Here is an 18,811-nt window from a genome sequence, read left to right on the forward strand (position 1 = left end):
TATCAGTCTTTTAGCGGGGTGGGCTCGATGGAGAGAGGCTCAGTTGCGGCGAGAGGACGTGCTGAATTGGTCAAATCGCGCCATTAGAGCTTTGCAAACAACGCAATTAATATGCTTTTTTTCGAAATACCATAGTGGCCGTCTCACACCAGAAAAGGAGGCGGATGAAATGCTAAAACTTGCATTTGAGACTTCAATTTTGGTTGAGCAAGGGCGTCTATTTTTTAAAAACAAAATTGTAGATGATTATGGCAGCAAAAAGCCAGAAGCCTATAGAGGCTATAGAGCGAGAATATTAGACTATATAGTTGTATGCCATCAAATTGCTTGCGAATGGGGTGAGGCAAGTGATGAGGATAAGGGAATTATGCACAAAATTTCTGAGGCATGTGAACGTCAGTTCGTCTCACTCGTCCAAAAGGAAGTTGGACGAGGGCAAACAGCATCAGTGGTAACTAAACAGGCGGGTGATGGCGTACATCTGCAAACGCTGATTAATGAAGCAAGGCGAGGTCACTTAGATTTAGGGTGATATGTAATCATTCTTGACGTGAAAGGCTGGCAAGGGCAGACGAGGCGTAAACAGGAGCCGCATCATGATTTTTGAACTCGCCCGCCTGACGATCGACCCGGCCAGGGCCGCCGATTTCGAGGCCGCCGTCGCCAAGGCCGCGCCCTTCTTCCAGTCCGCCGAAGGCTGTCACGGTATGGCGCTGGAGCGCATCATCGAAACGCCGGGCGATTATCTGCTGCGCGTGACCTGGGAAAGCGTCGAGCACCATATGGTCACCTTCCGCAATTCTGACAACTTCCAGTCATGGCGCGCCCTGGCCGGGCCGTTCTTCCTTAGCCCGCCGCAGGTCACGCACTCGGAAACCACGACCTATTTCTGATTGGAAATCGCGTCCAGAGTGGTCGCGGGCGTAATCGCCTGCGGATCGAGGAAACAGTGCAGGATGGTGGGTTTGTTTGACGCTCGCGCGCGCTCAAACGCAGGCAAAAAATCCGCCGTCGTGCGCACCGTCTCGCCATGCCCGCCAAAGGCGCGCGCATAGGCCGCGAAATCGGGATTCTTCAGATCGGTGCCGACGACGCGGCGCGGATAATTGCGCTCCTGGTGCATGCGGATGGTGCCATACATGCTATTGTCGATGACGATGACAATCACCGGAATATCGTACTGCACGGCGGTAGCGAACTCATTGCCGTGCATCAGGAAGCAGCCGTCGCCAGCAAACACCACCACGGTTTTATCCGGGCATTGCCGCTTGGCCATCACCCCTGCCGGGACGGAATAGCCGACGCTGCCGGAGGTCGGCGCCAGTTGCGTGCGCGGCAGACGGTGACGCCAGTAGCGATGCACCCAGATGGCGTAATTGCCCGCGCCATTGCAGATGATCGCATCGGCGGGCAGCAGGTTGCGCAGGCTCACCATCGCCTCGCCGTACTGGAACTCACCCGGTATAATGGCGGGCTGGCCGGTCCAGGCCAGATAGTCCATATGGGCGTTTTCGGTCGCCTCCGCCCACGGGAGGTCGAACGGCGCCTTCAGCCAGCTCAGTGAACGCGCAAACGCATCGGGCGCGCACACGACGCCCAGCGCCGGCTGATAGACCTTGCCGATCTCGGCAGCGTCCGGGAAGACCTGGATGAGGGTCTGTTGCGGCGTCGGGATGTCGATCAGCGTATAGCTGCTCGACGGAACCTCGGCCATGCGCGCGCCGATCAGGATCAACAGGTCGGCGTCCCTGACGCGCTGGCTGAGTTTCGGATTCTGGCCGAAGCCGAGATCGCCCGCATAGGACGGATGCAGCGCGTCGAACAGCCCCGCGCGGCGAAACTCGGTCGCCACCGGCAGCTTCCAGCGCGCGGCGAAGTCCTGCATCGCCGCCACGCCGTCATCGCTCCAGCACGAACCGCCAAGGATGATCAGAGGGCGTTTGGCGGTCTTCAGATGCGCCTCGACCTGCTGGAACATCTCCATCGACAATTCCGGCCTGGCGGGCGCGACATAAGGCGCGTCCGCGACCTCTGCCAGATCGGTCAGCACGTCTTCGGGCAGGGACACGACGACCGGACCGGGGCGGCCCTGCATGGCTTCGCGAAAGGCGCGCGCCACGATTTCCGGGATGCGGCGGACGTCGTCGATCTCGACCACCCACTTGGCGACCGAGCCGAACACGGCCTCGTACTCCATTTCCTGAAAGGCGCCGCGCCCGCGCATGGCGCGTTCGACCTGACCGATGAACAGAATCATCGGCGTGGAATCATGCTGCGCAATATGCACGCCGTGCGCGGCGTTCATCGCGCCGGGGCCGCGCGTGACGAAACAGACGCCGGGCCGGTTCGTCAGCTTGCCATAAGCCTCGGCCATCATCGCCGCGCCGCCCTCATGGCGGCAGATCAGTACGTCGATGTCGGCGTCGTACATCGCATCCAGCGCCGCCAGATAGCTCTCCCCCGGCACACAGGTCACGCGCTCGACGCCCTGCGCCCGCAATTGATCGACAAGAATCTGTCCGCCTGTTCTCATATCTTTTCCTCCCCTGCGATAGCGGGGGAGGGGGACACCGAAGGGGTGGAGGGGGCATTCCACGCCGCTATTCCACTGCCCAACATAGGCGAAGGCCCTTCCGCCGCCATGCGCTGGCCATTGATCACGATGGGCGAGGCGACGCCCGCCACCTTTGAGCCGTCCGGCGCAGTCAGGTCCAGCTTCAGGCCGCGATGCACGATCTGAGGATCGTTGAACACGTCCTCGATGCGGTTGATCGGCCCGGCGGGCACGCCCGCCTGCTCCAGCATGGCCAGCAATTCCTTGCGGCCATAGCGTTCGAGATAGGGCTCCAGTTGCGCCTGCAACTGCGCGCGCGTAGCGACGCGATCGGCATTGCTGGCATAGTCGGCCTTGCAGGCGACCTCATCCGCGCCGATGGCGTTGCAGAACTTGTGAAACTGCGCGTCATTGCCGACGGCGACGATGACGTGGCCGTCCTTAACCGGAAAAACCTGATAAGGCGCGATGTTCGGATGCGCATTGCCAAGTCGTGACGGCGATTGACCCGACGCCAGATAATTGCCCGCCTGATTGGCCAGCATGGCGGTGGCCGTGTCGAACAAAGACATGTCGATATGGCAGCCTTCGTGCGTCCGCTCGCGCCCATGCAGCGCCGCCAGCACCGCCGTCGCCGTATAGACGCCGGTGAACAGATCGACCACGGCGACCCCGACCTTTTGCGGCTCGCGCTCCGGCTCGCCGGTAATCTCCATCAGGCCGCTCATGCCCTGAATGATGTAGTCGTAACCGGCGCGCTGCGCATAGGGTCCGTCCTGGCCGAAACCGGTGATCGAGGCGTAGATCAGGCGCGGATTGATCGTTTTCAGGCTGGCGTAATCGAGGCCGTACTTGCTCAGCCCGCCGACCTTGAAATTCTCGATCAGCACATCGGCCTCGGCGGCCAGTGCGCGGATGGCGGCCTGACCTTCACTCGAATCAATATTGACTGCCACCGACGCCTTGCCGCGATTGCAGGCGTGAAAATAGGCCGCGCCCCAGCTTTGACCGTCCCTGTCTTTAACAAACGGCGGCCCCCATTGCCGCGTATCATCGCCGACGCCGGGCCGCTCGATCTTGATCACCTCAGCGCCCAGATCGGCCAGCAACTGCCCGCACCACGGCCCGGCGAGGATGCGCGCCAGTTCGAGGACTTTGAGACCGGAAAGGGGTTTGGACATATCATCCTCCCCCGTTTACGGGGGAGGGGGACCGCGAAGCGGTGGAGGGGGGATGAACGTCAGGCTTCCCCCTTCCGTCTTTCGACGGACCTTGCCCGCCGAAATCCACCTTCACCGTAAACAGGGAAGGATGTGGTAGTCGCATTGTCGTCTCTACCTGCATCAAAAAAACGCCTGCAAGCCGGTCTGCGCGCGCCCAAGGATCAGCGCATGCACATCATGCGTGCCCTCATAGGTGTTGACGGTCTCCAGATTCTGCGCGTGACGCATGACATGGTATTCCTCGTGGATGCCGTTGCCGCCGTGCATGTCGCGGGCGTGGCGCGCGATCTCCAGCGCCTTACCGCAATTGTTGCGCTTGATCAGGCTGATCATTTCCGGCTGCATCTGTCCGGCGTCGAACAATTGCCCGACGCGCAGGGCCGCTTGCAGGCCCAGCGCGATCTCGGTCTGCATGTCGGCCAGCTTCTTCTGGAATAGCTGCATCTGCGCTAACGGCTTGCCAAATTGCTTGCGGTCAAGGCCATATTGCCGCGCGCGATGCCAGCAATCTTCCGCCGCGCCCATCACGCCCCAGGCGATGCCGTAGCGCGCGCGGTTCAGACAGCCGAACGGACCCTTGAGCCCTTTGACATTGGGCAACAGATGATCCTCACTGACCTCGACCCCGTCCATGACGATCTCGCCGGTGATCGAGGCGCGCAAGGACAGCTTGCCGTGAATCTTGGGCGCGGAAAGACCCTTCATGCCTTTTTCCAGCACAAAGCCCCGGATCTCGCCGTCCAGCTTGGCCCAAACCACGAAGACGTCGGCGATGGGAGAATTGGAAATCCACATCTTGGTGCCGGTCAGGCGATAGCCGCCATCCAACCGCTCGGCGCGCGTCGTCATCGAACCGGGATCGGAGCCGGCGTCCGGTTCGGTCAGGCCGAAACAGCCGACCCATTCGCCGCTCGCCAGTTTCGGCAGGTATTTCATCCGCTGCGCTTCGGAGCCGTAGGCGTGAATCGGATACATGACCAGAGACGACTGCACGCTCATCATGGAGCGATAGCCGGAATCGACGCGCTCGACCTCGCGCGCGATCAGGCCGTAGGCGACGTAGCTTGCGCCCGCGCCGCCATATGGCTCCGGCAGGGTCGCGCCGAGCAGGCCAAGGCTGCCCATCTCGTTGAAGATGGCGCGGTCGGTCTGCTCGTTGGCGTAGGCGCTCAACACGCGCGGCATCAGCGAACCCTGCGCATAGTCGCGTGCGGCCTCCATGATCATCCGCTCATCGTCGGAAAGCTGCTCGGTGAGCAGCAGGGGATCGGCCCAATCAAACATCGAATTTTACGCCCTGGGCCAGCGGCAGGGCGCTGCCGTAGTTGAGGGTGTTGGTGGCGCGGCGCATATAGGCCTTCCAGGCGTCCGAGCCCGATTCGCGCCCGCCGCCGGTTTCCTTTTCGCCGCCGAACGCGCCGCCGATTTCTGCGCCGGAGGTGCCGATATTGACATTGGCGATGCCGCAATCCGAGCCCGCCGCTGACAGGAACAGCTCGGCCTCGCGCATGTCATTGGTGAAGATCGAGGAGGACAGGCCCGCGCCGACCGCGTTCTGCATGGCGATGGCGTCCTTGAGATCGCTGTAGCGCAGCACATAAAGGATCGGCGCAAAGGTTTCGCGCAAAGTCGGCCCTTCGTGCTTATTCATTTCGACGATGGCAGGACGCACATAATAGCTATTGTCGCCTGAAACCATGACGCGCTCGCCGCCGGTGATCTTGCCGCCCGCCGTCTTGGCGTCGGCCAGCGCCTTTTGGTGGCCGTCAAACGCCGCCTTGTCGATCAGCGGCCCGACCAGGGTACCGTCTTCGGTCGGATCGCCGACCTTGACCGAGGCGTAGGCGCTCTTGAGGCGCGCGACAAAGCCGTCATAGAGGCTGTCATGCACGAACAGACGGCGCAGCGTGGTGCAGCGCTGGCCCGCCGTGCCCATGGCCGAAAAGGCGACGCCGCGTAAGGTCAGGTCGAGATCGGCGGTCGGGGCGACAATGGCCGCATTGTTGCCGCCCAGTTCGAGGATCGAGCGCGCGAACCGCGCCGCCAGCTTCGGACCGACGACACGGCCCATGGCGGTCGAACCCGTCGCCGAGACCAGCGCCACCTTGTCGTGATCGACCAGAATCTCGCCGGTCTCTTTCGCGCCGATGATCAGGGCCGACAGGCCTTCGGGCGCATCATAACCGTCATTGACGTAGCGCTTCAGCGCGCGCTCGAAAATGGCGTGGGTGGCCAAGGCGGTCAGGGGCGACTTTTCCGACGGCTTCCAGACAATGGCGTCGCCGCAGACCAGGGCCAGGGCCGCATTCCACGCCCAGACGGCGACCGGGAAGTTAAAGGCCGAGATGATCCCGACCACGCCGAGCGGATGCCAGGTCTCCATCATGCGGTGCTGGCTGCGTTCGGTGGCGATGGTCAGGCCGTACAATTGCCGCGACAGGCCGACCGCGAAGTCGCAGATGTCGATCATTTCCTGCACTTCGCCAAGGCCCTCGGAGGTCACCTTGCCGACTTCGAGCGAGACCAGCTTGCCCAGCTCCGCCTTGTGCGAGCGCAGCTCCTCGCCGAACAGGCGCACCAGTTCGCCGCGCTTGGGGGCGGGGATGACGCGCCATTGCAAAAACGCCGCGTGCGCCCTGTCGATGGCGGCCTTCGCCTCGACGGCGGGCGTCTCCACGACCTGCGCGATCAGATCGCCCGTATTGGGCGAATGCACGGCGAGGCCGCCGCCCGTGTACGCGGCTTCCGTGACGCCGAGCGCCTTGAGCAGATGCGCCACATCCGTGGCCGTGCGGGTGGTTTCGGTGATCATGAGCGGTCTCCTTAAAACCTCGCGCCTGCGAGGTGGGCGGCTTGCGCCCCGATCTCGTAAAAAGCTTCTTTAAATGGACGCAAAGCGGCTTCGCGCGCATCCGTGACGGGCAGAGGCAGGTCGGCCTCAGTCATCTCGCCCGCGACCAGTTGCGCCAGCGTGCGGCCCATCACGGTTCCGGGCGCAATGCCGCGACCATTATAACCGCTGATCCCGATCACGCCGTCTGCAAACTTGTGAAAGCGCGGCAGATTGTCGTCGGTCATGCCGATCTGGCCGTACCATTCGGCTTCGAACGCGATATCGCCCAGTTGCGGGAACAGACGATGCAGCGCGCGGCGCGCCCAGCCCTTGTGGATGATTTCGCCCGCGCCCGACAAGGCCCCGACGCTGCCAAAGATCAGTCGCCCCATGCGATCCATGCGGAAGGAGGACAGCACCTCCTTTGTGTCCCAGCAGCCTTCACGACCGGGCAGAATGCTGGCGCGGACATTGTCGCTCAAGGGACGGGTGGCGAAGTTGAAATAGGGCAGGTGAACCTGTTCGCGACGGATGATCTCCCACGGCCCCTGCGTATAGGCGTCGGTGGCCATTATGACCGTATCGGCGGTCACAGAACCTTCGGGCGTTGCGACGCGCCAGCCGCCCGAAGTCTTTTCGACGCTCAGGGCCGGACTGTCGGTATGGATTGTTGCGCCTTCGCGGATCGCCGCCGCCGCCAGACCGCGCACATAGGCCAGCGGCTGAATCGTTCCGGCGCGCAGGTCGAGCAGCGCGCCCTCATAGGCGTCCGAGCCGATTTTTTGCGCCGTCTCTTCGCGCGATAACAGCCGCACCGGCGCGCCGCGTCTGCGCCACTGATCTTCGCGCTGTTGCAGCTCCGCAAGCCCCGCTGCGCCGACCGCGCAATGCAGGGTGCCTTCGGTCTGAAGCTGGCAGTCAATGTCGTAGGTCTTGACGATCTCGAACACGGCGGACGGCGCATCGCCAAGCAGGTTCAAAAGCCGCTCGCCATACACCTCGCCCAGCACGTTCGGCAGCTCGTCCGGCATGACCCACATGCCCGCATTGACCAGACCGACATTACGCCCCGCCCCGCCGAAGCCTATGGATTTCGCCTCCAGCACGGTGGCGCTGATCCCGCGTTTGGCCAGATGCAGGGCGGCGGAATTGCCCGTATAGCCGCCGCCGACGATCACGACCTCGCTGCGCGTTTCGCCGCGCAGCATGACGGTATCCGGCGCGGGCGGCGCGCTGGTTTCCCACAGGCCATGAGTCTTGCGAGGATCGGGCGACATATCATTCCGAATGCGTATGGACATAACCCCTATACGCGCTAATATGGCCGCCTTCCATCGCTGTTTGCGCATCATATTATGCGCATTAAGAATGACCTGATGCTGTCGCCGCGCCGCTTTCTGCCCTCCCTGTCGCATCTTCAGGCCTTCGAGGCCGCCGCGCGCTCCGGCAGCATCACCCTGGCCGCCAGGGAGCTGAACCTGACCCAGAGCGCGGTCAGCCGCCAGATCAAGGCGCTGGAGGAACAGTTGGAGGTCGAGCTGTTCCACCGCGAGCGCCAGACCATCCGGCTAACCACGGGCGGCGAGACCTATGCGCGCGAGATTCGCGACGCGCTGAAACGCATCTCGACCGCCTCGCTGAACCTGCGCGCCAATCCGCTGGGCGGCACGTTGAACCTCGCCATCCTGCCGACCTTCGGCGCGCGCTGGCTGGCGCCGCGCCTGCCCGCCTTTTTGCAGGCCCATCCCGGTATTACGCTCAACCTGATGACACGGCTGACCGTGTTCGATTTTCGCGCCGAAGCGATGGACGCCGCCATCCATCATGGACGCGGCGAATGGCAGGGCGCCCGCACGCAATTGCTGCGCGAAGAATATGTCATGCCCGCCTGCAGCCCGACCCTGAAGGCGCAATATAATTTCCAGCAACCCGGCGATCTGCGCCGCGCCCCTTTGCTGCACCTGACCACGCGGCCCGACGCCTGGGAGCGCTGGCTGGCGCGCTACGGGGCGCTCAGCGAGCATGTGCAGGGCATGCTGTTCGACCAGTTCGCCACGGTGGCGCAGGTGACGCGCGCAGGCCTTGGCGTGGCCTTGCTGCCGACCTTCCTGATTGAGGAGGAACTGGCCAGTGGGCAACTGGTTCCCGCCATCGACCTGCCAGACAAGGGCGTGATGAAGAACGCCGAAGCCTATTATCTGGCCTGGCCGGAGGAGCGCGCCGACCATCCGCCGCTGATCGCTTTTCGCGACTGGTTGCTGCGCGAAACCGCCGACGATCTGCGCGCTCATGGGAGCCCATCATGAAGTCCTATTCCGCCGCCGACATTATCCGCCTGCTGACCTACGACCTGATGGCGCGCGAACTGCCCAAACGCCTGGCCCAGGCGGTCGCAACGCCGCCGCGACATGTGCATACGCTGGCGCAGGACGGCGAACCGGACGCTTCGCTGCTGCTGATGCCCGCCTGGGGGCGTGAGATCGGCGGGGTCAAGATCGTCAATGTCACGCCCGGCAACGCCAAACGTCGCCTGCCCGCCGTGACGGCCAGCTATCTTTTGTTCGATGCGCTGACCGGCGAACATCTGGCCCTGCTCGACGGCGGCGAGCTGACAGCGCGGCGCACGGCGGCGGTGGCGGCGATGGCGGCGGACCGGCTGGCGCCGGACGGCGCGCGCCGTCTGTTGCTGATCGGCTCCGGGCGCATCGCCTCGGAGCTGGCTTTCGCCTACCGCGCCGTGCGGTCGATCGACAGCGTGCGCGTCTTCAGTCCCACCCACGCCAATGCCGAAAAGCTGGCGCGCGCCCTGAGCGCGGGCGGTTTCGACGCCGCGGCGACGGAGGATCTGGCGGCGTCGCAGGACTGGGCCGACATCATCGCCTGCGCGACCCTGAGCCGCGAGCCATGGGTGCGCGGCGCGGGTCTGAGGCCCGGTCAGCACGTCGCCCTGATCGGCGGCTATCTGCCCGATATGCGCGAAGGCGACGATCTGGTCATGCGCCGCGGGCAGGTCTGGGTCGATACCCGCGCCGCGCTTGGCGAAGCGGGCGATCTGAGCGGCCCGATTGCGTCCGGCGCGCTCCGTCCCGACGCCCTTTGCGGCGATCTCGCCGATCTGTGCGCTCAGGGGAAACAGCCGGGACGCGAGGGCGCCATCACCGTATTCAAAAGCGTCGGCGAAGCGGCGCAGGATCTGGCCGCCGCCGGTCTGGTCATGAATCGCTGATCACCACGGCAATTCGCCGTCCTGCGGCGGAATGTTCATCTCGTGCAGCATGTGCGCGACATGATTGCCGTCATGGCCCTTGCGGCCATTGATCACGGCGCGTCGGCCTTCCGGTTCACGCAGACCCGCTTCGCGCAGCACGGTTTCGATGCGCGTGTTGAATTCCCCATGCAAGGCCGTCTTATCGACCGCGATTCCGGCGCGCAGCAGGGCGTGATCGACCTCGTCCATCACGAACAGCTCATCAACGAAATGCCACATATAGCCGAGGCTCTTGACCAGCCGCTTGTGGCTCAGGCAGTCGCCATCGCCCAGCCGCACCATCCAGTCGGCGGCGAACTCGACATGGTAGCTGAGGTCCGGCGCGCAACGGGCGGCGATATCGGCGATGTCCTTGTCGGACGATCCCATCAGCGCCTCCATCAGCAGCGACTGCCAGGTCGAGAACAGAAATTGCCGCGCCAGGGTCTGGGCGAAGTCGCCATTGGGCTGTTCGACCAGCAGGCAGTTGTGAAAATCCTTAGCGTCGCGCTCAAAAGCCAGCGCGTCGGCGCTGCGGCCTTGCGGATCGTGCTTCGCCGCCAGGGCCAGCCAGTCGGTCGCCTGACCAACCAGATCGAGCGCCAGACTGGACAGGCCCAGATCGACCTCCAGGCTGGGGGCGTGACCGCACCAGGCGCTCAGGCGCTGGCCAAGGATCAGGGCGTCGTCGCCCATACGCAGAGCGTATTCGAAATATGCCGATGACATGGGGTTTCCTCGTTCAGGCGTCGTTTGCGCCCTGTTTTTATGAAAGGAGGCTAAGGCTATGCTGCGGCGGTTCAGGGCGCAGCATTATGATCGTGGCTATGCCGCGAACCGGTCACACGCCGCCCGTTTTCGGGACGGCGCAGGGTTACGCAAAGGGCGGCGAAGGCGGCCATTAATAAATTCTGCCGTTAATTCTTATCGTTATCGGGACTCTAGCCAAAAGCGCTGAAGGCGTCAATTTTAAAACTGACGTTTATGTCAATTTTATATTTCTTATCGTCCCGCGCAATCGTCTCCTGATGGCGGCGTCATAATTCGGAAAATTTGCTGCACATGGTTGCGCTATTTCGCATATGCGTTTTTTTGCAGAGACTCATAAACGGCGTCGAGCAGGCTGTCAGGCGCGGGCGCGTCGCGGGTGATCTCCCAGATCATGACGCCGGCGCCGATCCGTCGCGCCATATCGGCCTTCAGCCGGATCGTGGGGCGGCCATTATAGGTGATGTAATCGCAGCCCGCGCAGGCCTGTCCGATGACATCGCTCTCCGCGGCGGTTTCGCCATAGGCGGCGACAATATCCTTGTAGTCGTGACCGCCTGCATAGGCGCCGAAACCGTGGCCGTAAAACGGGACGCCGAGCGCGAGCTGATCCGGTCGCGCGCCGCGCGCCAGCCAGGTCATGAGATCGGCCTTCGCCATATCGAGCGTGGCGTGTTCCTCGCCCGGCGTTCCCCAATCCGGCCCAACGCCGTCATAGGACATGATCCCGATCACATCGAAGGCCGGAATCGACGCCTTGGGGATCATGCCGCCAGTCTGCGAAGCGGTGGCGCAGGTCAGCGCCTTGCCGTCGCGATGCAGAGCGCGGCTCAAGTCCTGCGCGAACGGCGTGTAATCGCCCGCCTGATCGACACCCTCCAGCACCTGCCATTCGAGGTCGATATCAAGGCCGTCCAGATCGAAATCGCGCACGAAGGCCAGCAGATTGGCCTCCACCACGGGCCGCATGGCGGGCGAAAGCAGATCGCGCCAGTCGCCCGCGCAGGTCGGAATCACGCCACCGCCTAGCGACGCCACCACCTTGACGCCCGCCGCATGGGCGCGACTGACCACGGCGCGCAGATCGTCGAGCGTCGCCGCAGAGCCGGTCACCGGCTTAACCTCGCAGGCCAGGGCGCCGTCGCGCACGATTGCGCCGTCCGGCGCCGGATTGACAAAGGCAATGTCGATCTGACTGAGCTTACTGAGATCGACCGTGTCGAGATGCGCCGCCATCGGTCCTTTGAACGTAGGCAGGTAGCCGATGATCACCGGCTTCGCCTGCGTCGCGACGGGCGACAACAGCGTCATCAGCAGGACGGCGAGCAGGATTTTCATGGCGTCTCCCTTTTTCCTTCCAGCCTGACAGCGGCGGGCCCGCCTGGCAATAAGACCAATCCGATTTTCCTGACCGCTCTTGAGCGCAGGCGCCGGACTTGATATTTAGGGCGCGATCCCGGACGAGGGACGTCGTACCCGGTCAAGACAAGACGACGTCGCTGTAAGCCTTATCGCCGCCGGAGTCGTCCCATGCGCATCAATCCCCGTCTGTTGCCGGTTCTCGCCGTGCTATGCTCGATCCTGTCGGTGCAGGCGGGCGCCTCGTTCAGCAAACACCTGTTCCCGATTCTGGGCCCCGAAGGCGTGACCGCCCTGCGCCAGCTCTATTCGACCCTGTTGCTGCTGCTGGTCTTCCGGCCATGGAAGGGCGGACCTGAGCGCAAGGACTGGGGCGTTGTCATGCTGTATGGCGGCCTGCTTGGCGTGATGAATCTGACCTTCTATCTGGCGATTGCGCGCCTGCCGTTAGGGATAGGCGTGGCGCTGGAGTTTCTGGGGCCGCTCGCCGTCGCCATCCTGTCGTCGCGGCAGGCGCGCGATTTCGTCTGGGTCGCCTGCGCCGTGGCAGGACTGGCCCTGCTGATTCCGTGGGGCGGGCATACAGGCGCGCTCGATCCGGTTGGCGTGATGTGGGCGCTGGTCGCGGCCCTGTGCTGGGGGTTGTATATCATCGTCGGACAGAAGGTGTCGGACAGGGTGCATGGCGGCAAGGCGGTGGCGCTCGGCATGGCGTTTTCGCTGCTGCTCACCCTGCCGGTCGGTGTGATCCATTCCGGCGCCGCCCTGTGGTCGCCGTCGGTGCTGCCGTGGGCCGTTGCGGTTGCGGTGCTGTCGAGCGCCATCCCCTATTCGCTGGAGATGATGGCGCTCAAACATATCCCGGCCAAGACCTTCGGCCTGATGATGAGCCTTGAGCCTGCGACGGGCGCTTTGCTGGGCTTTCTGATTATCGGCGAGCAGTTAAGCCTGACGCAGTGCGTGGCGATTGCGCTGGTCGTCATCGCCTCGGCGGGCTCCAGCCTGACAGCGCGCCGAGCCGTGGACGAAGCGCTGCCCTAAACGGTGACGATAAAACCGTCTTCGATGCGCACGGGCCATGAGGTGAGGCTCTTGCCCGCGCAGGGGCCGCCGACGCACAGGCCGTCATGGATGCGAAACAGCGCGCCGTGCCATGAACATGAGATCAGATCGGTCTGCGGCGTCAGATAGTCATCGAGAACCTGCGCCAGCGGCAGGCCGGTGTGCGGGCAGCGATCGACATAGCCGCTGACCGCGCCGTCCTTATGCACGACGAAGCCATGAAAAAAGGCGTCGCCGATTTGCAGCACAAAGTTGCGCGCCGTATCGGGCGCAATCAGGTCGAGCGGGCCGAGTTTTACCCCGGCGGGGGTCGCGAAGATGCGCCTGTGCTGCGGCTGATCGTTCAAGAGTCGACCTGATCGGCGTCGGGTTGGTGGATCGGATGGGCGCGCACAAAGGCCGGATGTTCGTCGCACCGTTCGTTGACCGCGCGCAGAGCCGGATAGGGGCGCAGATCGACGCCAAAACGCTGCGCCGAAAAAATCTGCGGAATCAGGAAGCAGTCCGCCAGGGTCGGCGTATCGCCAAAGCAAAAGCCCTGGCCGTGCTTTTCCACCAGAACCTCCAGCGCCGTAAAGCCCTCGGCGATCCATCCGCGCGCCCACAGGTCGAGCCTGGAAGCATCGGCGCCGAATTCTGTCTTCAGTTCGCGCAGGACGCGTAGATTGTTGAGCGGATGGATGTCGCAGGCGATCAGGTCGCACATGCTGCGCACAATCGCGCGCGATGACGGCGTCGACGGCAACAGGGCAGGTTCGGGGTGTGTCTCCTCCAGCCACTCCAGAATCGCCGGACTTTGCGTCAGCACGGCGTCGCCGGTGTCGAGCGCGGGCACCAGATGCTGCGGATTGAGCGCGCGGTAGCCGGGTTCGAGATGCGCGTTCTGGCGCAGATCGTGCGTGACCTGCGCAAACTCCAGCCCTTTAAGGCTGAGGGCGATGCGAACGCGATAGGCGGCGGACGAGCGCCAGTAGCTGTGAAGGGTTAGCATGGACGGGCCTCTCAGACAGCGGGCAGGATACGCCCGACGCACGGCCCGAATCCGATGGAGGCATAGCCTTCGGCGCAGGCGCGCGCGCTCAGGATAAGCGTATCCTGATCCTGAAGAAAGGCGCGCGTCTCGCCATTGGGCAGGCTCACGGGCTTTTTACCGCCCATGCTCAATTCCAGAAGACTGCCCTGAGATCCGTCTTCGGGGCCGGAAATCGTGCCGGTGCCGAGAAGGTCGCCGGGTCGCAGATTGCAGCCATTGCTGGCGTGGTGCGCGACCAGTTGCGCGGGCGTCCAGTAGAGATGCCGCGCCTCGCTGCGGCTCAGGACATGCGGCGCCAGTCCCGCCGCCCGCATGGCTTCGGTCTGGATCGCCACCGTCAGGTCGAGTTTCAGCGCGCCGGACGCCTGATCGGTCTCGTCCCACAGATAGGGCAGGGGGGCGGGATCGCCGTCCGGGCGCGGCGCCTGCGCCAGCCGGAACGGCGCCAGCGCTTCGGGCGTGACGATCCACGGCGATATTGTGGTGGCGAAATTCTTGGCCAGAAACGGGCCGAGCGGCTGGTACTCCCAGGCTTGCAGATCGCGCGCCGACCAGTCGTTGAGCAGGCAGTAGCCGCCGATATGTTGCGCAGCATTTGCGATCGGAATCGGTTGACCCATTGCATTGCCGGGGCCGATCCATACGCCCAACTCCAGCTCGAAATCGAGCCGCTGCGACGGGCCGAAAACGGGCGTCTCGGCGTCCAACGCCTTCAACTGACCGCATGGGCGCACAATGTCCGCGCCGGACGCGACAATCGACGAGGCGCGGCCATGATAGCCGATGGGAACGTATTTATAGTTGGGCAGCAGCGGATTGTCGGGCCGGAACAGCTTGCCGACCGCAACGGCGTGATGAATGCCTGCATAGAAGTCGGAGTAGTCGCCAATCCTGACAGGTACATGCAAAGCGCAATCCGCGGCGGCGTGCAGGTAAGGCTCGGCGGCAGGGCGATAGCGGTCATCGCCAAGCAGTTGGAACATCTGGCGGCGCAACGATTGCCGCAAGGGCTGAGTCGCCAGCACGACGGCAAGATCGGCCGGAACCTGCTGCGCAAGACCGGCGGCGACCAGCGCCGTCAGTTCGATGATGGCATCGCCGATCGCGACGCCCGGACGCGGGCCCTCATTGGGCGGGCTGAACAGGCCGAAAGGTAAATTCTGGATCGGAAAGTCGGGATGGCCTTCGGCGCCCGGAACCCAGCAGGCGGCGTCGGCGGCGTGTGTCGCGTCGATCACGGCAGTTTCGCTTTCTCAAAGCCTGCCCAGCAGGCGTCATAATCGGTTTGCCGCCATGCGGCGTCCATCGCGGCCTCGGTGGCCTGCAAAGGATGGCGCGTCTCCCACATAAAGGCCATCGTCCCCTCGATCCTGTGCGGCTTAAGTTCGGCGGCGACAGCGGCGTCATGCGAGGCGCGATCGGGGCCGTGCGCGCTCATCATGGTGTGCAGCGAAGCCCCGCCGGGCGTAAAGCCGTCCGCCTTGGCGTCATAGGCGCCTTCGATCAACCCCATGAATTCGCTCATGATATTACGGTGGAACCAGGGCGGGCGGAAGCTGTGTTCGGCCACCATCCAGCGCGGCGGAAAGATGACAAAGTCGCAATTGGCCACGCCTGGCGTCTCGGACGGCGAGGTCAAGACGGTGAAGATCGACGGATCGGGATGGTCGAAACTGACAGTATTGATCGCATTGAAGCGGCGCAGATCGTAGCGGTAAGGCGCGTAATCGCCATGCCAGGCCACGACATCGAGCGGCGAATATTGCAAGGTCGTGCGCCAGAAACGCCCGCAATATTTTTGCAGCAATTCGGTCGCGGTGTCGCGGTCTTCGAAGGCGGCGACAGGGGTTTCAAAATCGCGCGCATTGGCCAGTCCATTGGCGCCAATGGGACCGAGATCGGGCAGGCGGAACGGCGCGCCGTAATTTTCCAGACAATAGCCACGCGCCGTCCCATCAAGCGCGACGCGAAAGCGCACGCCGCGCGGAATCACCGCGATGGACAGGGGCGCGATGTGGAGCCATCCCATCTCTGTGAAGATGTCGAGCGCCCCCTGCTGCGGGATGATCATCATCTCCGCGTCGGCGTTAAAGAAGACGCGGCTCATGCTCTGGTTGGCGGCATAGACGTAGGCGCATATGCCGGTTTGTTGCGCCGGATCGCCATTGCCAGCCAGCGCGAACAGGCCGTCGATGAAGTCCGTCGGCGTGTCGGGCGCGGGCGGCGGCGACCAGCGCAGCCGATTGGGCGTCGGCGGTGCAAAATTCGGCTGTGCGCGCTCGACAGGCGTAAACGGCGCATGACCCGCCGAGGGCCGCAGACGATAGAGCCAGGCGCGCAGATTGTGCGCGCGCGGCGCGGTGAAGGCCGTGCCTGACAGTTGCTCGGCATAGAGGCCGAATGGCGTACGCTGCGGCGAATTCTGCCCCTGCGGCAATGCGCCGGGAACCGCCTCGGTGGCGAAATGGTTGCTGAAACCGGTCATATACATGACGGCCTCTCCCTTGGATCTACACCTTGATCACGCCGCGGCGGATCTGGTCCAGTTCGATGGATTCGAACAGCGCCTGGAAATTGCCGTTGCCGAAGCCGTCATTGCCCTTGCGCTGGATGATCTCGAAAAAGATCGGCCCGAAGGTGTTTTCGGTGAAAATCTGCAACAAAATCCCGTCCTTTTCCACATCGCCGTCGATCAGGATGCGGTTTTTGCGCATACGCTCCAGATCCTCGCCGTGACCCGGCACGCGCTGATCGACCAGATCGTAATAGGTCGCGATCGTGTCCTGCAAGGCCACGCCGCGCGCGCGCAGGGCTTCGACCGTGGCGTAAATGTCGTCGGTCGTCAGGGCGATGTGCTGGATGCCTTCGCCCTTATAGGCCCTGAGGAATTCCTCAATCTGGCTGTTCTCGTCCTGCGATTCGTTGAGCGGGATGCGGATCGCCGCGTCGGGGGCGATCATGGCCTGCGAAAACAAGCCGGTCGCCTGACCTTTGATGTCGAAATATTTTTGCTCGGCAAAGCCGAAGACGCGGCTATAGAAGTCCGACCAGCGGCGCATCTGGCCGCGTTGCACATTGTGCGTCAGATGGTCGATCAGCTTAAAGCCGACGCCATTGTCCTGCGCGCCCGGCAGGCGCGGCCAGGCGTCGAACAGATGGTCCTCAACCAGATAGAGCAGCGAGCCGCCAATGCCCTGCAAAGCGTGCGGGAACAGGCCGCCGTCAACCGCCATGCCGCCGCGCTTCACCGCCTCAGCCAGAGCCTTCGCCGCATCGGCGACGATAAAGCCCATACTGTTGGCGGAGGGGCCATGTTGCGCAGCAAAGTCGCGCGCCTGCTGTGTCGCCGCGTGGTTGATCAGGAAGCAGGCCTCGCCCTGACGATAGAGGACAACGTCATGATTCGGATGATGCGCGACCGCGCTGAAACCCAGCTTTTCCAGTTCCCTGGCCATGGCCGATGTGTCGGGGCCGGTGAATTCGACGAAGGCGAAACCGTTGAGACCTATAGGATTAAGCTCCGATGTGGCGTCCGTCATGGCGATATCTCCGGCATAATGTATCTATTGAAACTATATCGGGATAATTGCATTGGCAACTGTTTTTGCGCCGTCAGGAGTCAAGACTGCGTGAAGCGACGTCTTGTTTTCACGGACAAAAACTTGCTGCGCTGATTTTTTACGCACAAAGCCTGAAAAGCGCTTGCCAGACTCGCCTTTCGAGCGCATGTTAGCGGTAACGGCCCAATATAGAGGCCGGTATAAAGCCAGGTCGAGAAGATTTACCGGATGAAGATACCGCATACAAAGCTGGCGGCTTCGGCCGCCGCCCTATTCTTCGTACTGACGGCGCCGTGTCACGCGGCGCCGTCAGGCTTTGATATCGCCATCACCGTCGATGACCTGCCTGCTCACGGCAGCCTGCCCAAGGACATGACGCGCGCTCAGATCGCCGACATGATCCTCGCCGCGCTCAAGGCGCATGGCGTCCCGCAGGCCTATGGTTTCGTCAACGCCGTGCGCATTGAGCAGGAGCCGGACTCCGCCGGTGTGCTGGACATCTGGCGTCAGGCCGGATTTCCGCTCGGCAATCATACCTGGAGCCATCCCAATGTCCGCCAGATCGGCGCCGACGCCTTCCTGGCCGACCTCGAAAAAGGCGAACCGGTTGTTGCGCAGCATATGCAGGGGCCAAACCTTACGGAAAAGGACTGGAAGTGGCTGCGTTTTCCGTTCCTGAGCGCGGGCGATGGCGCCACGCATCAAAAGGTTATGGATTATCTGCATGCGCATGACTACCGCATCGCCGACGTGTCGATGAGCTTTTCCGACTGGGCCTATACCGAGGCCTATAATCACTGCCTCGCCAAGGGCGACATGGCGGCCATAGACGGGCTGAAGGCGCGCTATATGGACGGCGTGCGCACCGAACTGAAGCGGATGCCGGTCCTGTCGCAGACCGTCTATGGACGGCAGATCCCCATTGTCCTGCTCACCCATATCGGCGGGTTCAGCGCCGTTATGCTGCCGCAGGTGCTGGATGAACTCGACAAGGCGGGCGCGCATTATGTCACCCTGCAACAGGCCGAGAGCGATCCGGCCTATGCCGAGGACGACGCGCATGCCGGCGACGGTTCGCTGATGGAGCGAACAGCGATGGAGAAGGGGATCGACCTGTCGCATGTCCCGCCGGGCGCCTCGCTCGACGGCATCGACAAGGTCTGCCAGTAGGT

18 protein-coding genes and 1 riboswitch are annotated in these 18,811 nt (G+C 63.2%); of the genes, 6 read left to right on the forward strand and 12 right to left on the reverse strand.

Annotated features, from left to right (window positions below):
• The first annotated feature begins 58 nt into the window (after window positions 1-58).
• Window positions 59-532, forward strand: coding sequence for a hypothetical protein (locus tag ACTHLA_RS03490; RefSeq protein WP_440185516.1), 474 nt, complete (start codon window positions 59-61; stop codon window positions 530-532).
• Between the two features lie 64 nt (window positions 533-596).
• Window positions 597-893: an antibiotic biosynthesis monooxygenase family protein gene (locus tag ACTHLA_RS03495; protein ID WP_440185518.1), complete on the forward strand. Its 297-nt coding sequence runs from the start codon at window positions 597-599 to the stop codon at window positions 891-893.
• Here the strand turns inward: ACTHLA_RS03495 and ACTHLA_RS03500 are convergent.
• The 5 genes from ACTHLA_RS03500 to ACTHLA_RS03520 form a co-directional block, all read right to left on the reverse strand.
• Entirely contained in the window at window positions 884-2,533 is a 1,650-nt protein-coding gene (locus ACTHLA_RS03500) for a thiamine pyrophosphate-binding protein (protein ID WP_440185520.1), read from the reverse strand. The genes ACTHLA_RS03495 and ACTHLA_RS03500 overlap by 10 nt on opposite strands.
• Window positions 2,530-3,735 (reverse strand): CaiB/BaiF CoA transferase family protein, encoded by a 1,206-nt coding sequence (locus ACTHLA_RS03505; protein WP_440185522.1) that lies wholly within the window; start codon window positions 3,733-3,735, stop codon window positions 2,530-2,532. Before ACTHLA_RS03505 ends, ACTHLA_RS03500 begins: the two co-directional genes overlap by 4 nt.
• 162 nt (window positions 3,736-3,897) lie before the next feature.
• The gene (locus tag ACTHLA_RS03510; protein ID WP_440185524.1) at window positions 3,898-5,061 is read right to left on the reverse strand and encodes an acyl-CoA dehydrogenase; all 1,164 of its coding nucleotides are present in this window, start codon (window positions 5,059-5,061) and stop codon (window positions 3,898-3,900) included.
• Window positions 5,054-6,589, reverse strand: a complete 1,536-nt coding sequence (amaB, locus tag ACTHLA_RS03515; protein ID WP_440185526.1) for an L-piperidine-6-carboxylate dehydrogenase — start codon at window positions 6,587-6,589, stop codon at window positions 5,054-5,056. The genes ACTHLA_RS03510 and amaB overlap by 8 nt, the downstream gene beginning before the upstream one ends.
• Before the next feature lie 11 nt (window positions 6,590-6,600).
• Window positions 6,601-7,887 carry an NAD(P)/FAD-dependent oxidoreductase gene (locus ACTHLA_RS03520; RefSeq protein WP_440185528.1) on the reverse strand — a complete coding sequence of 429 codons (1,287 nt, stop codon included), beginning with the start codon at window positions 7,885-7,887 and terminating at the stop codon, window positions 6,601-6,603.
• A 78-nt stretch (window positions 7,888-7,965) separates the two neighbouring features.
• Here ACTHLA_RS03520 and ACTHLA_RS03525 point away from each other — a divergent pair, with 78 nt between their 5' ends.
• The gene (locus ACTHLA_RS03525; protein ID WP_440185530.1) at window positions 7,966-8,916 is read left to right on the forward strand and encodes a LysR substrate-binding domain-containing protein; all 951 of its coding nucleotides are present in this window, start codon (window positions 7,966-7,968) and stop codon (window positions 8,914-8,916) included.
• Entirely contained in the window at window positions 8,913-9,836 is a 924-nt protein-coding gene (locus ACTHLA_RS03530) for an ornithine cyclodeaminase family protein (RefSeq protein WP_440185532.1), read from the forward strand. The genes ACTHLA_RS03525 and ACTHLA_RS03530 overlap by 4 nt, the downstream gene beginning before the upstream one ends.
• Here ACTHLA_RS03530 and paaC read toward each other — a convergent pair whose 3' ends face one another.
• Together paaC and ACTHLA_RS03540 are read right to left on the reverse strand one after the other, a co-directional pair.
• Window positions 9,837-10,586 carry a 1,2-phenylacetyl-CoA epoxidase subunit PaaC gene (gene paaC, locus ACTHLA_RS03535; protein ID WP_440185534.1) on the reverse strand — a complete coding sequence of 250 codons (750 nt, stop codon included), beginning with the start codon at window positions 10,584-10,586 and terminating at the stop codon, window positions 9,837-9,839. It abuts the gene before it with no gap.
• 342 nt (window positions 10,587-10,928) lie between these two features.
• Window positions 10,929-11,963: a glycosyl hydrolase family 18 protein gene (locus ACTHLA_RS03540; RefSeq protein ID WP_440185536.1), complete on the reverse strand. Its 1,035-nt coding sequence runs from the start codon at window positions 11,961-11,963 to the stop codon at window positions 10,929-10,931.
• Between the two features lie 105 nt (window positions 11,964-12,068).
• Window positions 12,069-12,125: riboswitch (guanidine-III (ykkC-III) riboswitch) on the forward strand.
• Window positions 12,126-12,155: 30 nt separating this feature from the next.
• On the opposite strand from ACTHLA_RS03540, the gene ACTHLA_RS03545 reads away from it, so the two are divergent.
• The gene (locus ACTHLA_RS03545; protein ID WP_440185537.1) at window positions 12,156-13,025 is read left to right on the forward strand and encodes an EamA family transporter; all 870 of its coding nucleotides are present in this window, start codon (window positions 12,156-12,158) and stop codon (window positions 13,023-13,025) included.
• Here ACTHLA_RS03545 and ACTHLA_RS03550 read toward each other — a convergent pair.
• From ACTHLA_RS03550 to hppD, 5 genes are read right to left on the reverse strand one after another with little or no spacing between them, the layout of a single operon-like run.
• Window positions 13,022-13,393, reverse strand: a complete 372-nt coding sequence (locus ACTHLA_RS03550; RefSeq protein WP_440185539.1) for a Rieske (2Fe-2S) protein — start codon at window positions 13,391-13,393, stop codon at window positions 13,022-13,024. The genes ACTHLA_RS03545 and ACTHLA_RS03550 overlap by 4 nt on opposite strands.
• Complete coding sequence (gene maiA / locus ACTHLA_RS03555; protein WP_440185541.1) at window positions 13,390-14,037, reverse strand: maleylacetoacetate isomerase; 648 nt, start codon at window positions 14,035-14,037, stop codon at window positions 13,390-13,392. Before maiA ends, ACTHLA_RS03550 begins: the two co-directional genes overlap by 4 nt.
• Window positions 14,038-14,048: 11 nt before the next feature.
• Window positions 14,049-15,317 (reverse strand): fumarylacetoacetase, encoded by a 1,269-nt coding sequence (gene fahA / locus ACTHLA_RS03560; RefSeq protein ID WP_440185543.1) that lies wholly within the window; start codon window positions 15,315-15,317, stop codon window positions 14,049-14,051.
• On the reverse strand, window positions 15,314-16,570 hold the full coding sequence (gene hmgA / locus ACTHLA_RS03565; protein WP_440185545.1) for a homogentisate 1,2-dioxygenase: 1,257 nt from the start codon (window positions 16,568-16,570) through the stop codon (window positions 15,314-15,316). Before hmgA ends, fahA begins: the two co-directional genes overlap by 4 nt.
• Before the next feature lie 19 nt (window positions 16,571-16,589).
• A complete protein-coding gene (gene hppD, locus ACTHLA_RS03570; RefSeq protein WP_440185547.1) occupies window positions 16,590-17,618 on the reverse strand; it encodes a 4-hydroxyphenylpyruvate dioxygenase in 1,029 nt (342 codons plus the stop codon).
• Between the two features lie 249 nt (window positions 17,619-17,867).
• Between hppD and ACTHLA_RS03575 the strand changes: the two genes are divergently transcribed.
• On the forward strand, window positions 17,868-18,809 hold the full coding sequence (locus tag ACTHLA_RS03575; protein ID WP_440185549.1) for a polysaccharide deacetylase family protein: 942 nt from the start codon (window positions 17,868-17,870) through the stop codon (window positions 18,807-18,809).
• Window positions 18,810-18,811 lie beyond the last annotated feature (2 nt).

It is taken from the genome of Asticcacaulis sp. (assembly GCF_051956075.1).
In the GTDB taxonomy this organism is placed as follows: domain Bacteria; phylum Pseudomonadota; class Alphaproteobacteria; order Caulobacterales; family Caulobacteraceae; genus Asticcacaulis.

Excerpts from the sequence above, each read along its gene's own strand:
- ACTHLA_RS03495 (WP_440185518.1), top strand. The coding sequence starts at position 597 with ATGATTTTTGAACTCGCCCGCCTGACGATCGACCCGGCCAGGGCCGCC.
- ACTHLA_RS03500 (WP_440185520.1), bottom strand. The coding sequence starts at position 2,533 with ATGAGAACAGGCGGACAGATTCTTGTCGATCAATTGCGGGCGCAGGGC.
- ACTHLA_RS03505 (WP_440185522.1), bottom strand. The coding sequence starts at position 3,735 with ATGTCCAAACCCCTTTCCGGTCTCAAAGTCCTCGAACTGGCGCGCATC.
- ACTHLA_RS03510 (WP_440185524.1), bottom strand. The coding sequence starts at position 5,061 with ATGTTTGATTGGGCCGATCCCCTGCTGCTCACCGAGCAGCTTTCCGAC.
- amaB (WP_440185526.1), bottom strand. The coding sequence starts at position 6,589 with ATGATCACCGAAACCACCCGCACGGCCACGGATGTGGCGCATCTGCTC.
- ACTHLA_RS03520 (WP_440185528.1), bottom strand. The coding sequence starts at position 7,887 with ATGTCGCCCGATCCTCGCAAGACTCATGGCCTGTGGGAAACCAGCGCG.
- ACTHLA_RS03525 (WP_440185530.1), top strand. The coding sequence starts at position 7,966 with ATGCGCATTAAGAATGACCTGATGCTGTCGCCGCGCCGCTTTCTGCCC.
- ACTHLA_RS03530 (WP_440185532.1), top strand. The coding sequence starts at position 8,913 with ATGAAGTCCTATTCCGCCGCCGACATTATCCGCCTGCTGACCTACGAC.
- paaC (WP_440185534.1), bottom strand. The coding sequence starts at position 10,586 with ATGTCATCGGCATATTTCGAATACGCTCTGCGTATGGGCGACGACGCC.
- ACTHLA_RS03540 (WP_440185536.1), bottom strand. The coding sequence starts at position 11,963 with ATGAAAATCCTGCTCGCCGTCCTGCTGATGACGCTGTTGTCGCCCGTC.
- ACTHLA_RS03545 (WP_440185537.1), top strand. The coding sequence starts at position 12,156 with ATGCGCATCAATCCCCGTCTGTTGCCGGTTCTCGCCGTGCTATGCTCG.
- maiA (WP_440185541.1), bottom strand. The coding sequence starts at position 14,037 with ATGCTAACCCTTCACAGCTACTGGCGCTCGTCCGCCGCCTATCGCGTT.
- hmgA (WP_440185545.1), bottom strand. The coding sequence starts at position 16,570 with ATGTATATGACCGGTTTCAGCAACCATTTCGCCACCGAGGCGGTTCCC.
- hppD (WP_440185547.1), bottom strand. The coding sequence starts at position 17,618 with ATGACGGACGCCACATCGGAGCTTAATCCTATAGGTCTCAACGGTTTC.
- ACTHLA_RS03575 (WP_440185549.1), top strand. The coding sequence starts at position 17,868 with ATGAAGATACCGCATACAAAGCTGGCGGCTTCGGCCGCCGCCCTATTC.